Source organism: Lysinibacillus sp. YS11 (genome assembly GCF_002896375.1).
GTDB classification, from domain to species: Bacteria; Bacillota; Bacilli; order Bacillales_A; family Planococcaceae; genus Lysinibacillus; species Lysinibacillus capsici.
In genome coordinates this window covers 1,897,648-1,911,288 of the sequence record NZ_CP026007.1, presented here as the reverse complement: position 1 = coordinate 1,911,288, position 13,641 = coordinate 1,897,648, and the positions used below count along the sequence as shown (strand labels likewise).

General features: G+C 38.0%; 16 protein-coding genes and 1 other annotated feature. Of the genes, 2 read left to right on the top strand and 14 right to left on the bottom strand.

Features of this window, described 5'->3' with window-relative positions:
* Nucleotides 1–17: 17 nt before the first annotated feature.
* The 7 genes from LBYS11_RS09205 to LBYS11_RS09180 form a co-directional block, all read right to left on the bottom strand.
* Nucleotides 18–524 (bottom strand): GNAT family N-acetyltransferase, encoded by a 507-nt coding sequence (locus tag LBYS11_RS09205; RefSeq protein ID WP_103117918.1) that lies wholly within the window; start codon nucleotides 522–524, stop codon nucleotides 18–20.
* A gap of 90 nt (nucleotides 525–614) precedes the next feature.
* Complete coding sequence (locus tag LBYS11_RS09200) at nucleotides 615–845, bottom strand: hypothetical protein (protein WP_103117917.1); 231 nt, start codon at nucleotides 843–845, stop codon at nucleotides 615–617.
* 398 nt (nucleotides 846–1,243) lie between these two features.
* A complete protein-coding gene (locus tag LBYS11_RS23045; RefSeq protein WP_158651944.1) occupies nucleotides 1,244–1,393 on the bottom strand; it encodes a hypothetical protein in 150 nt (49 codons plus the stop codon).
* Nucleotides 1,394–1,471: 78 nt separating this feature from the next.
* Nucleotides 1,472–1,722: a binding site (T-box leader), on the bottom strand.
* A gap of 140 nt (nucleotides 1,723–1,862) precedes the next feature.
* A complete protein-coding gene (locus tag LBYS11_RS09195; RefSeq protein ID WP_103117916.1) occupies nucleotides 1,863–2,174 on the bottom strand; it encodes a hypothetical protein in 312 nt (103 codons plus the stop codon).
* A 155-nt stretch (nucleotides 2,175–2,329) separates the two neighbouring features.
* Nucleotides 2,330–2,923: a VanZ family protein gene (locus LBYS11_RS09190; protein WP_103117915.1), complete on the bottom strand. Its 594-nt coding sequence runs from the start codon at nucleotides 2,921–2,923 to the stop codon at nucleotides 2,330–2,332.
* 164 nt (nucleotides 2,924–3,087) lie between these two features.
* Nucleotides 3,088–3,582 carry a hypothetical protein gene (locus LBYS11_RS09185; protein ID WP_233732617.1) on the bottom strand — a complete coding sequence of 165 codons (495 nt, stop codon included), beginning with the start codon at nucleotides 3,580–3,582 and terminating at the stop codon, nucleotides 3,088–3,090.
* Entirely contained in the window at nucleotides 3,569–3,784 is a 216-nt protein-coding gene (locus LBYS11_RS09180) for a helix-turn-helix transcriptional regulator (protein ID WP_054548780.1), read from the bottom strand. The genes LBYS11_RS09185 and LBYS11_RS09180 overlap by 14 nt, the downstream gene beginning before the upstream one ends.
* Before the next feature lie 227 nt (nucleotides 3,785–4,011).
* On the opposite strand from LBYS11_RS09180, the gene LBYS11_RS09175 reads away from it, so the two are divergent.
* On the top strand, nucleotides 4,012–4,503 hold the full coding sequence (locus LBYS11_RS09175; protein WP_048390596.1) for a DinB family protein: 492 nt from the start codon (nucleotides 4,012–4,014) through the stop codon (nucleotides 4,501–4,503).
* Between the two features lie 167 nt (nucleotides 4,504–4,670).
* Here the strand turns inward: LBYS11_RS09175 and LBYS11_RS09170 are convergent, their stop codons facing one another.
* The 7 genes from LBYS11_RS09170 to nagZ form a co-directional block, all read right to left on the bottom strand.
* Nucleotides 4,671–5,564 (bottom strand): SDR family oxidoreductase, encoded by an 894-nt coding sequence (locus LBYS11_RS09170; protein ID WP_054548781.1) that lies wholly within the window; start codon nucleotides 5,562–5,564, stop codon nucleotides 4,671–4,673.
* Nucleotides 5,565–5,851: 287 nt separating this feature from the next.
* Nucleotides 5,852–6,790, bottom strand: coding sequence for an oxygen-dependent tRNA uridine(34) hydroxylase TrhO (locus tag LBYS11_RS09165; RefSeq protein ID WP_054548782.1), 939 nt, complete (start codon nucleotides 6,788–6,790; stop codon nucleotides 5,852–5,854).
* A gap of 314 nt (nucleotides 6,791–7,104) precedes the next feature.
* Complete coding sequence (locus LBYS11_RS09160) at nucleotides 7,105–7,383, bottom strand: hypothetical protein (protein WP_233732614.1); 279 nt, start codon at nucleotides 7,381–7,383, stop codon at nucleotides 7,105–7,107.
* A 169-nt stretch (nucleotides 7,384–7,552) separates the two neighbouring features.
* On the bottom strand, nucleotides 7,553–8,734 hold the full coding sequence (locus LBYS11_RS09155) for a NupC/NupG family nucleoside CNT transporter (RefSeq protein ID WP_048390691.1): 1,182 nt from the start codon (nucleotides 8,732–8,734) through the stop codon (nucleotides 7,553–7,555).
* 62 nt (nucleotides 8,735–8,796) lie between these two features.
* On the bottom strand, nucleotides 8,797–9,504 hold the full coding sequence (gene deoD / locus LBYS11_RS09150; protein WP_103117914.1) for a purine-nucleoside phosphorylase: 708 nt from the start codon (nucleotides 9,502–9,504) through the stop codon (nucleotides 8,797–8,799).
* A 203-nt stretch (nucleotides 9,505–9,707) separates the two neighbouring features.
* Nucleotides 9,708–11,144 carry an AcpB/EbpR/MafR family transcriptional regulator gene (locus LBYS11_RS09145; RefSeq protein WP_158651943.1) on the bottom strand — a complete coding sequence of 479 codons (1,437 nt, stop codon included), beginning with the start codon at nucleotides 11,142–11,144 and terminating at the stop codon, nucleotides 9,708–9,710.
* Nucleotides 11,145–11,210: 66 nt separating this feature from the next.
* A complete protein-coding gene (gene nagZ / locus LBYS11_RS09140) occupies nucleotides 11,211–12,899 on the bottom strand; it encodes a beta-N-acetylhexosaminidase (protein WP_103117913.1) in 1,689 nt (562 codons plus the stop codon).
* 192 nt (nucleotides 12,900–13,091) lie between these two features.
* Between nagZ and LBYS11_RS09135 the strand changes: the two genes are divergently transcribed.
* Nucleotides 13,092–13,487, top strand: coding sequence for a hypothetical protein (locus tag LBYS11_RS09135; RefSeq protein WP_048390581.1), 396 nt, complete (start codon nucleotides 13,092–13,094; stop codon nucleotides 13,485–13,487).
* Nucleotides 13,488–13,641 lie beyond the last annotated feature (154 nt).

Genomic DNA, 13,641 nt, shown 5'->3' with positions numbered 1-13,641 from the left:
AATGAGTCACTAACTATTCATAAACTTTTGTAGGCAACTTGAACGATTTGTTGTTCACCATTCTTCTCAAAAATCTTATAATTTTTCATCCCGATTTTTTCCGCAACTTTTTGGGATGGGATATTTTTTAAGGTCGTGTATGAAAATATTTCAGGATAGCCCAGAACATTCCATGCATATTCCTTACAAGCAGATGCCGCTTCTGTCGCATACCCCTTATTCCAATACGCTTTAATAATGTGAAAACCGATTTCAGGTAACCATACACCGTCAATGTTTTGCATGGTTATTCCACAATCACCGATAAATAGATCTCCTTCTTTTAAAACAACTGCCCATAGTCCGTGATTATATTGCTTATAATTTTTCTCATTCCATCTGATCCAATTTTTAACCTCTTCTTGATTAAAGGGATGAGGGTAATATTGCATAGATTCAGGGTCGGAAAGCACTTTTGATAATTCATGATGATCGTCCATTTTTAACGCTCTAAGGTATAATCGTTCCGTCTCGATTATCTTCAAAATGCCCACCCTTTGCTTTTAATATATTTTGCTACAATATTTCATTTAGAAATGTGCAGTACCTGTTTTTACCCATTTGAAGCCAAAAAGTTACCCAAAGTAATGATGGACACACCAAACAACAAGAAACAGACTTACTATCCCCCAAGCAGTGGTACTCCATATCCACCAAACTACAGCTTTAGCTTTTGATGAATTTCCCTCTTCTTCCATATTCAATTTTATAAAAGCGACCTTACTTTCCATATCTTTTTTCATAGAAGCGAGCACAACAAATCCAATTATTATGAAACCAATAGTTACCCAAAGTAGTAGGTCCACCTTTACACTCCCTTTATAGAATTGAATTCCACCGCAATTTATTATAATAATTAGATTCTACAAAGATAACAATATACCTTGTGTTAATTCAAGTGCGTTTAAGTATATCATGTATTAAAATGCTGAAACTTAAAGTGCCAGAAGCTTTGTTTGGAAACTTTACTTAAAAGAATGTTATTCAACAATTGGACCCAATATATGCCCCTTAAATGAAAAGGAGCAAAATAGATGGCCCTATCCCTCACTTTGCCTACTCTATCCATCACTTTTCACGTTGTATCCGCTACTTTTCATGTTTTAACCGCTACTTTAGAGCCTATTCCTCACTTTGCCTGCTCTATCCATCACTTTTCACGTTGTATCCGCTACTTTTCATGTTTTAACCGCTACTTTAGAGCCTATTCCTCACTTTGCCTGCTCTGCCATTTGAGTGGTTGAACTAGAGTCATAAAATAAACCGACCCAATGGATCCGCCAAGTGCAATTAATTGCATGTGACGCTTACTTAATTCCCGCTTTAGTTGTGAATCTTGATGATTATCTTTCATAATGCTTACTCCTCATACGTTTAGATTTTCAAATACTTGTTCAAAAAAGGAATAAAAAAAACGCCCTTTTGGATTAACCAAAAGGACGATTCAACTCGTGTTACCACCTTTAATTTATAAGCAATTCACATTACTTACCTTAAGAAGTACGGTCATTTGACGATACTCTCGCACATGATTACGGGTGCTTACGGGTGTAGCCTACTTAGAATGATCTTTTCGGTACACAGCTCCAAGATGAATTCTCACTCGTTTTACATGCACCTCTCATCAACCGGTAGCTTTCTGTTCGTAAAAATAATTGATACTATTTTTTTCATAGCCTTTGTTCTAGCCATCTCACGAGAAAGAGTAGATTTTCGCTAAATAAAGCGCCCGATTGTAAAAGGCCCAAAAATTACCATTCTCTTCATTACACTCTCTGAAAACCAAAAATAAATTTCAATCATACGAACAGGCAACGAATATCTTACTTTTTGTTCTTTTGATATACAATAAAAGTAAGTCCATTTAATATAAATGTAAAAATGAGAAGAACTGCTGTGGCTATCACGACTGCACGTGTCGTGTCCATGAGTGCCGTCCAATCCTCAATTTTTACTAAATGATAATTATAAAACATCTGAAAACTAATTGAAATAGCGCAGGCACTGATGCTGAGAACGGCAAGGATACCCCAATTAGAATGTTCATGTTTTTTATTTCCCATTAGATAGAAAACTGGAAGTATCCAAGCGACTAGTCCAAGTAAGAGACTGCCAATATTAAGCCAACCAATCATAACGAATCCCTCTTTCTATTTGTATTACCATTTAACAATACTTAACGGTAAATTGTAGGAAAGGTTTCAAATAACTGTATTATTCAACAATATCGACCTTTAAAAGAAAAAGACACGTTTATAAATAAACGCGCCCAATTGCCGAAAACTATTATTCAATTAAAACTACCATTATAAACTTTATCTTTTCGCTTCATTTGTATGTGCATAAATATTTTCACTATTAATATACCAATTATTCCACCAAGTATATTACATAACAAGTAGATAGCATCTATAGAACTAATGTTCCTAGGAACTAAACTAAACGACCCTAATAGTAGACGTAAAAGCTCTGTACCTAAACAACACGATATCACTAGAAAAATGGCTTTATTTCTATTTTTAAAATGGAAAAGAACGCATAAAAATATCCCTAAAGGAAGTAATAATAAAAAATTATAAACTATAGATGAATAGCTCCACAAATACATATTGAAGTGGATACTATCAAAAATTCCAAACCAATCATTAGCTGTAATAAAACGTCTACTCTTGTCTTCTGGATTTAGATGTAAAAGTGTTATTCCCCCTACTTTAATTTGAAGTAAACATAGTAAATAGAAAAGAAAGCTGTATAAAGTAACACGTCTTTGATTACTCTTGATTTCTTTTCTAAAGTAATCAAGAAATACATCTATAAAAATATAGACCAACAACACTAAAAATCCGAAAGGAACAATATTATATAGAACATAGTTTGTATGCAAGTAAACACCTCCCAAATTCTGTAACAACTATCATTTTACTTATTTTAACAATGTTAGTCAAAACCATTTTTCCATTTAGATGCTTTTAATGTCATATATAAAAAAAACACCCCTATAGACCACCATATCTATAGGGGAAAAAACGGTACGATATTAAATGAAGTTTAGTAGGTTACCTCGGAATCTTTTCGCTTCGGAATAAGTGCAGTAAAAAGTGCAATTAAATTAGGTGGAATGCTAAATAATAAAAACAGCCAGTTTGTCGTCAGGATCGAGATGATCGTGAATACAATAATAGACGTCATGAAGACGAATAGGCCCACCTTCACACGCGAGGGCTGTAACGGGGCTGCGCTGGACATATTGATGGTCATCATAATTCCGATGATTCCCCAACTCGCTACTTGTGTTAATAAAAGGATACCTAAAACCATGGCAGTGCTTAATTCAATCCCAAAACTGAGTAACGTAAAGAAAACATACAGCGCTCCTAATGTCACATACCATGAATAGGATCTCGCCTTTTGCCAAATATGATAGTACAGCTCGTCTAAACCTCTATTTTTTCTAGCTTTCTGTCGCCCGAACCACCATCCAAGGAGTCCACCAATCACTCCCCCATACAATCCAATCATACCCCAGATATTAATCTCCATCATTCATTCTCCCCTCTTCAAATATAAACACTTCTTCAATTGTGCTATTGAACGCTTTGGATATGTTGTAGGCAAGCTCTAAGGATGGATTGAATTTGCCTGATTCAATAGCAATGATTGATTGCCGTGAAACGCCAACTTGTTTCGACAACTCTTCCTGCGTAATCTTGTTCAATTTTCGTAATTCTCGAATTCTGTTTTTCATAATGCCTCCTTTATAAATGTAAAGCAAACTATACATTTAATGTTAAGTAAAGTTTACTTTACATCACTACGTATGTCAAGCAAACTTTACAATTTGATTTTGAGTTAGATGAAATGGCAATGTCGAGTAAAGAACAACAAAATTCTATTACTATGTACTATTTTCGGAAAATTTGATAAATTAATAGTAAGGAATGTTTTGAGCGTTACAAAAAGGAGGTTATCCAAATGAGTAAAAAAGAGCTCTTGCAAAATGGAGTCAATCAGGTTTTTTACGAAGAGGAATGGTACCCACCGTTATCAGAAGCATTAAAGAATCTCACTGCTGCGCAAGCTAGTTGGCAACCAGAAGGAAATGCCGCTAATACGATATGGGAAAATGTAAACCATTTATTAATCTTTAAAGAGCGCTTACTTTCTCGCTTACATAAAGATGAGACATTTGTTGCTCCACAAAATAATGATGAAACGTTTGTCCAAGGCGGTGCTCATGATGAAGATGCTTGGCAAGAAACAGTGAATCGAACCCTTCACGTACATGATGCCCTACAATCTTCATTAGCATCCTTGCAAGAAGAGGCATTAGATCAACCTAGTCCCGCTCTTCCAGTTTGGCAACAATATCTAAATATCCTTTTGCACGACGCTTACCATACAGGACAAATTGTTCAACTTCGTAAACTACAAGGTTCATGGCCAGCTAAGCGCTCCTACTTATAAACGAGGATTCCAATTGGTGATTGAAAAGCAGATGCCCCCTTAAGTTAGAGACAAACTACTAACTTATAGGGGGCATATCATTTAGTTCGTTTTCATTATCTATCTTAAGCTGTTTCTCCACCATAGCCAGTGGAACATCCCTGATGTCGAGAGTGGTTTTAGTAAGTTTATAAGTCTATCGGCTTACCACCTGTCACTCCATAAATCTGACCCGTGATATAACTTCCTTCATCCGAGGCAAGAAGAACATAAACGGGTGCAAGCTCTACTGGCTGTCCCGCACGGCCGAGAGGAGTATTTTGACCAAACTCAGGTATTTCTCCTTCTAATTTCCCGTTATCTAGCTGAAGCGGCGTCCAAATCGGGCCAGGTGCAACACCATTGACACGGACACCTTTAGAAGCAAAGTACGAGGATAGGGATACCATAAAGTTGCTTATTGCACCTTTTGTCGCGGCATAATCCATTAAAGATGAGGATGGATCGAAAGATTGAACCGATGTGGTGGTGATAATTGCACTTCCTGGTTCCAAATGTTCTTCAGCAGCTTTTACGGTCTCGAACATGCTGATGATGTTTACTTTGAAAGTGTCTTGCACTTGTTTAATTGTTAAGTCACTTAGGGATGGCTGTGCGATCTGTTGCGCAGCATTTAATACAAGAATGTCCAATCCGCCAAAGGCTTCTACGGTTTTTGTAACAATCTCTGTCGCTGTGCCGTCTTCTCGCAAGTCATACGGTAGCAGTAATGCTTTTCTTCCTGCTTTTTCAATTAATTCTTTAACGACGTTGGCATCTTCCTCTTCACCAGGGAAGAATTGTATGGCTACATTGGCTCCTTCACGTGCATAGGCAATAGCGGCAGCACGGCCAATCCCAGAATCGCCTCCTGTAATTAAGGCATTGCGCCCTTCTAAACGATTGTATCCTTTATATGATTCTTCTCCGCAGTCAGGTTTGGGGATCATTCCATGCTGTAGCGCTGGCGTGTTCTGTTCCTGATTTGGGAATTTTTCGGTATGAAATTTTTTACGTGGATCGGTTAGATGTGGGTTTCCCATCAGCTATCATCTCCTATTTTGATTAATTAGTGACAAACACTTTGTGTGCTTACACTGTTACATTTTGTTGAATACCCTCTGAACATTTACTTTAAACAGCATCAGATTTCTTCCGCCCTTCCACCAATGATGGAGTCATTTACATTTTCCTTACAAAAGAAAAAACACCCTATATAAGCGAGCAGACTAGTCCACTGTTGAAATGGATAGTTTGAACACTTACATTGAGTGTTTTAAGAACCTCTATAAAGTAGGTTATGAAAGATATTTAATAACGCTTTGTTTGTTTAAATTAACGCCTCAATTGCTTGAGCTACTTGCTCTTCTGTTAAATTGTGACGCACGATGTAGCGATTGCGCGCATGCTTTGTACATTCGATTGTACAGCCACCTAAATGCTTTGCTTCATTTTCTTCAGATGCGATAATTTGCTTGTTACATTCAGGATTTGCACAGTTAATGTAGCGTTCACAAGGTTCACCGTCATAGTGATCACGACCGACAATCACATGCTCTACTTGATTGATTGGCACCGTTAAACGCTCATCGAAAACGTACATTTGCCCATCCCATAATTGACCTTTCGCCACAGGATCTTTTCCATATGTTGCTACACCACCATGTAATTGACCGACATTGCCAAAGCCTTCACGTTTCATCCAACCCGAAAACTTCTCACAACGAATACCACCCGTGCAATATGTTAAAACATTTTTCCCTTCGAATAGCTCACGGTTTGCACGGACCCATTCTGGTGTATCACGGAAATTTTTTACCTCTGGTCGAATCGCGCCACGAAAATGGCCGACATCGTATTCATACGTGTTACGCACATCTAATACTACTGTATTTTCATCTTGCATTTCAGCAAGGAATTGTTCTGGTGACAGGTAGCGACCTGTTAATTCATGTGGGTTGACGTCTTCTTCTAAGCCTAAGTTGACTAACTCAGGACGTGGGCGAACGTGCATTTTTTTGAATGCATGTCCTTCTGCCGCATCAATTTTAAAGACAATGCCTTCGAATAATGGGTCTGCTTGCATGTTTGCCATATATTGCTCTGTTTGCTCAATCGTCCCCGAAACAGTCCCGTTAATGCCCTCATTGGCTACTAAAATACGACCTTTTAAACCGATTTCTTTACACATTTCTAAGTGCGTTGCTGAAAACGTCTCTGGGTCTTCAATCTTCGTGTAATGGTAATATAATAAAACTCGATAATTCATTGTTTTCCACCTATCATTTCAATATTTGCAGGATATTCCTGATAGTGTCTTTTACGACCTATTAACCATAAAGGATAATCCGTTAATATGCTATCGGTAATTAGACTGAAATGAGTAGAAATAATTTTCCATATGCCGCTAGATAAAAAAAGACACATTCATTCGTTAAACAAATTTTATATTTTTCTTCACCGCATTTTCTACTAAAGCATAGAGTAAACTCGCAATACCAAAAATAAGCATCGAATTGATAATACTTAAATTATATTCTTCTATAAATCGCGAATCATAAATGATTACGAAAGAAAAAGCCCCTATTGCCCCACCAAATAAAGTGAAGGTAACCACTTTAAACAGCCAATTTTCATAAAACGACTCACAATAAATGTTAGCGGTAAAAACGAAATCGGATAGAGAATAAAAGCAAAAGAGCCCATTAAGAACATATAGCCAACGCCTAAATCACGAAATCCCGTCATATATTCTGATGTCCTGATTTTTCTTCCTTCTAAAACTTCTAAGCCAAATCCAGCTAAGGCAAACAGCACTATAAAAGGTATCCACATGATTAAACAATGATAAAAAGTTTTCATTCTTATCCTTCCCCTTATGAATTTTTACTGCTGGTACAATTCAACCTCTTAATAGATCAAACGAAAATCATGGAAGAAAGTTACAATGTTTCTCACCTGACAAAAGATCAAAAAAAAGCATATTTTAGGGATTGATACGCCTAAAATATGCACCTCTCATTTCTTCTCTTTAAAACACAATCCCAATAATGATGGCTGATAGAACACTTACAAGTGAGGCACCGTATAGCAATTTTAATCCAAAGCGTGCCACTACATTGCCTTGCTTTTCATTTAACCCTTTTACGGCACCTACAATGGTACCAATTGAGCCAAAGTTAGCAAAGGATATGAGGAATACAGAGACAATCGCTGCTGTACGCTCACTGAAGCTATCTTGGATTTTAACGAAGTCCAGCATGGCAACGAATTCATTTGCCACAAGCTTTGTCGCCATGATACTCCCTGCATTCACAGCTTCATGCCAAGGTACACCCATGACAAACGCAATTGGGGCAAAGACATAGCCTAGGAAACCTTGGAATGTGATACCGAAAATGCCATCAAACACACCATTAATGAGGGCAATTAACCCTACAAAGCCTACTAACATAACCCCGACGATGATGGCTACCTTAAAACCGTCCATAATGTATTCGCCTAGCATTTCAAAAAACGTTTGCTTTTCACCTTCTTGCACTTCGATTATATCTTCCTCCGCTTGTACTTCATACGGGTTAATGATTGAGGCCACGATAAAACCACCAAACAAGTTTAATATGAGAGCTGCCACTACATACTTTGGCTCTAGCATCGTCATATAAGAGCCCACAATGGACATCGATACCGTTGACATCGCAGAAGCACATAAGGTATAAAGCCGATGCTTTGGTAAAAAGCCGATTTGATTTTTCACTGAAATGAATACTTCATTTTGCCCCACGATTGCCGCTGCAACCGCATTATAGGATTCTAGTTTTCCCATGCCATTGATTTTACTTAATACGAAACCTATATATTTAATCATAAACGGTAGAATTTTATAATGTTGCAATATGCCGATGATGGCTGACATAAATACGATTGGCATTAAAACATAGAGGAAAAATGTATGTGCACCCTCATTCGCCATCCCACCAAATACAAAATTTGTGCCCTCATTGGCATATTCAAGTAGTTTTGCAAAGCTATCAGCAAATCCTTTAATTAAAAATTCCCCAATACCTGTTTTCAGTAATAGAAACCCTAAAACAAGCTGGATAACAATCATCACAATGATTGGGCGGTATTTAATCTTTTTCTTATTATTACTTGCAAGCCATGCTAAAAATAGCACGAGTAGTAGACCTACTATCGAAATAATATAATGCATGTTGTCCCCTCCGTAACGAACAATGTTTTCAAATGCTTTTTCTTCCCATCCCTTGCAATCCCTTACGCATCGATGATTGTATGAAGAGCAATGTCCACCATATCAAAAAAGGATTTTTCACTTTCCTCGTGCGTTAAGCTTTCATTTGTTAATAGTTGACTACCTACCGTCAAAATAGACAATGCCTTTACTCCATATTTTGCGGCTAACGTATAGAGGGCGGTGCTTTCCATTTCTACCCCTAAAACACCGAATTCCATAAACTTATGAAGCCTGTCTAATGTTTCACGATAAAATTCATCTGAATTATAAATATTGCCAACAAAAACATTGCCTTTTTTCCCTTGCGCTAGTTGAAACGCTTTCATTAATAAGGAAAAATCCGCAATTGGTGCGTAATTATTGCCGTAGAAAATTTTCTCCGTCAAATTGCTGTCTGAAGACACTGCTTGGGCTAGAATGATATCGCGGATTTGAATGTCCTGTTGCATCGCGCCACATGTGCCAATACGAATCAATTTTTTCACGCCATAATCGTTGACCAATTCAGTACCGTAAATACTCATCGATGGATTCCCCATGCCCGTCCCCTGCACGGAAATCGGTACACCTTTGAACGTTCCTGTATACCCATACATTCCTCTTACTTCGTTATAGCAATAGACATTCTCTAAAAAATGCTCTGCTACAAATCTTGCACGTAAAGGGTCTCCAGGCAGCAAGACACGCTCAGCTATTTCTCCCTTTTTTGCTCCTAAATGTCTACTCATTTTCATTCCTCCAAAAACTTGTCATTTATCTCCAATCCAATTAGGTAACCGTTTTCATTTATCAATAAAAAATACCCACAGCCATTTCCAAAACTACTTCTTTTACAAGAAATCTGTTCAGAAACTACTATGAGTATAAGGTTTAATAATCCTGACAAACTAGACCAGATTATTACGTTGTGTACGGGAAATAATTGACCAAATTACCGAAGCAATTCTTGACGAATATTATCTAAGTCCCTTTTGGTAGGAATCGTAGATATAATAACAACCGGCACTGTCGTTAAGGCAACGGGAAAATTACTTATGACAAAATCAATGTGATGCTGCTGTACCATCTCATCCGTTAACCCCTTCATAATAGAGGTATTAATAATCAGCTGGTCCCCAATTTCATTCTTGATTAAATTGGCGATATAATGGCGGATTGAAAATTCCTCTCCAATGACCAAGAAGGCTCGTTTACTTTTATAACGTAACCCTGAACGAACAAGCAAGGTAAGCTTGGTTAAATGAAAGTCATTATACAGGATAGAAGGGTACGCTTTTTTCCATGTTTGCATACAGACCTGCATATCTTGGTAAATTTGCTGACATTCAATTTGAACATAGTTTGTTAAATTACTTTTTGAAATCATCAGCCATTCAGGGATGGCATTATCGATTAAAAGCTTGTCTAAAAACTCATATACCTCCAAGCTAAACCGCTCATTCATATGTAGATTAGGGTAAACCTTTGCCAATAAGGTGAACAACTGCTGCGCCATTTGATCAATTTCTTTATTTTTATATAATTCGATTTCCTTCATTGGCGTCATGTCTGATCCTTCATAATAATGATATTGGCTTAGACTAAATAGAGATTGCATAAAAAAAAATTCACGCTTTGGTAATTCAATCGAAAATTTTTCTTCCAGTGCCTGTGCAAAGTCTTTTACTGGCAAATAGAACATTCCTCTTTCCCAGGCGTAATCATCCTCCGTAATTTTGACATAGTTCCCCTTTCGTACTCTTTCCAAGACAATCGCCACTAAAAAGGATAATTTCCTCTTGGAGTTAATAAAATAAACAATGTTTTGCTCATGCTCTATTTGCGTGATGCATTGATTGATAAAATCAAAGTCACTATTGGTAAATGGCCATCCTGTATACTCATAGGCATCACCATATAATTTCCAATAAAAATAGCGGATATTCAATTCATTTCCCTTTACGGCGGGCGTCGAGTATGTAATGCGTAGCTTATACGGCTTCAAATCATGATTATTTAGTTGCGTAATCAGCTTCTTCAACGAGGAAGTGCTCATAAACATCGCCTCTGCTAGCTCCTCCATCGAATAAGGTTGCCCATTGATAAACAATAAGTGCATGAAGCGATAGAAGATGGTTTGCCTGAACATGCTCGAAAGCACTTCACTAACGGTTGTACTTCGCCCATCTCGTTGTAGAAAAATTCCCTTTCCTCTAGATACGTCAATCGTCATTGTTGCTGGTAATTGCCGATTGATCTCTTCTACGAGCTTCCGTATGGTCTTATCTGAAATATGTAAGCTTTTTTCAACCTCCCCTAAAGTAAACCATCTTTGTTCAGAATCTAGTAACAGTAATAATTGACTAGCTAATTTGAATTCCTTATCCACGTTCTCACCCTATCCATCATTCACAAAAAGGAACATACACTGGTAGCTGTATGTCCCTTTTTGCGTTTATTTCATATACGTATTCAAAACTTTTTCGATGTCCGTATTAAGCTTGTTGATATCAACTGCTGGCACGGGCTGATTGACAAGCTGATATTTTTCTTTTAGTTTTAGGATTCTTTGGACACTTTCATTGATGCGTTCCTCTGTTATTTCCCCATTGCTGACGGCTACCTTCACCGCTTCTATCGCTGCTGTAATATTGGCATATTCATGAGCGATTAAAATAATATCACTACCAGCCTTGATTGAATCGACAGCTGCTTGCCCGATCGCATAATGATTCGTGATGGCCTTCATCGTCATATCATCAGTCATCACAACACCGTCAAAGCCCAGCTGCTTTCTTAGCATACCCGTGATAATTTCCTTCGACATGGAGGAAGGATACTGTGGATCAATTTTTGGCAATAAAATATGTGCGACCATGACGACATCTGCACCATTGTTAATGGCCTCTTTAAATGGGACAAGCTCTAGCTGATTCAAGTCGTTCAAGCTTTTTGTCACCTTTGGCAATTCTAAGTGGGAGTCCACAGATGTGTCACCATGCCCAGGGAAATGCTTCACGACAGGAATAACCTGCTCCGACTCCAGACCCTTCATTGTTTGAATGCCCAATTTGCTGACAATAGCTGGATCATTGGAAAACGAACGATCCCCGATAATTGGATTATTCGGATTGCTATTGACATCTAATACAGGCGCAAAGTCCAGATTGAAGCCAAATGCCTTTAATTGCTCCCCTAATAATTGGCCTACTTCAAATGAAAACTTGGATTGGTTAATGTCCCCAATTTTTTGGTTCGTTGGGAAATTTTTTAAAGCGCCTGGTAATCTGACTACTTTTCCACCCTCTTGATCGGTGCCAAGGAAAAGTGGTAGCTGATTATTCGAATTGGCAGCCATTAAGTCATTCATCAATGTGACCGTTTGCTGGGGTGTTTCAAGATTATTGCCATAAAGAATTAAACCACCTACTTTAGCCTTTTGAATAAGGCTTATTGTCTCCTGCTGAAGCGTCGTACCTGAAACACCTGCAAACATCATTTGACCGATTTTCTCGTCCAATGTCATTTGTTCCACCGTATCTGGCGCTTGTGGCTTCAGTTCCGTATAGACCGAAATATGATGAACAGTAGGATTGGCATCACTGTCAATCGGTTTCGGTAAAATCCACTTTAATTGATAGCTGGCATTTACTTGGTAGACAAGAATAATTTGATCGGTTGAAGGATCCTGATAGTAACGAACTTCATCAGGTTCACCCAACTTATTTTTAATATCTGCTAAACGAATGCTTTTGATATTCTCTTTCGATGAACGGATATCGAAGGCCTGTGAACCTCGATAACCAATCGTCACATCCTCATAATCTTCATATTGTCCATTGGCGGATTCCGTGACCTGCTGCGGTTCTCCCCATTGCTCACGAACCGCTTGTTGTTCTGTATCTCCTGCTGCAAATGGCACATCAGGTACTTTTCCTTCTCGCGCTAATTGAGCAATATCCTGAATGAGGACCTCTATATTGTCTGAACCACCTTCCTGTTCGGACGCATCCTCTTGAATGGGCGTTGTCTCAGGATTTCTAGTCGGTAGTGTGACTGGCCTCATTTTCATGCCGATAAAAAAGGCTAGACCCATTAACATCAGCACAAGAACTAGCAGCACACCACGTCTTCTTTTATGCATGTAAAAACCTCCTTCACCAAGCCATTTGGCGACATCGAAACAAATCTATCAACTAACGTTATCATAACTGCCACCTGAATTCAAAGCTCACGCTGTGAACAGAATCGCAGCCTTCAATAGAAAATATTATCGTAAGCTAGCAAAAATGCAAAAGAAGATGTTAAAATATTCACATAAAGGGGGATATAACACATGGGGAAATTAAGTAAAAGAAATATACTGTGGATTGTGCCAATCGGTATCTTAGCGGTATTTTGGTACTTCTATGGTCCACAAAAGGATATTACAGACAATGAATATATTACATACGTAAAAAACTATTCCTATGAAAATAGCGCAAAAACTTTGGAGAGTGCCTTTGCCTCTGCCTGTGAAAATCCATATTGGGTCTATTTTGAAACACAAAAGGGACAGGATGTTGTAGAGTTTGAGGGTGATTGTACGGTTAACAATGAAGTAGCCAAGGTCAATGTACAGTTTCTGGTAGACAACGACATCACAAGTGTTCAATCAGGTGCAATGCTTGTCGATAGTAAAATGCAGGAAGAAGCAGACCGCGATGAATTTTTGCTAGCACTTGCTAAATAATCCCTTGTAGTGATGCTATGAGGGTTTTTTCTGGGAAAGCGGATAAAATGTGCAAAGTAGTGGATAGCAATCCTAAAGTGACGGATAGAAAGTTAAAAGTGGCGGATAAATCCTGTAAATTGACGGATAGCTCTGTGAAAGCGGAGTAAGATTT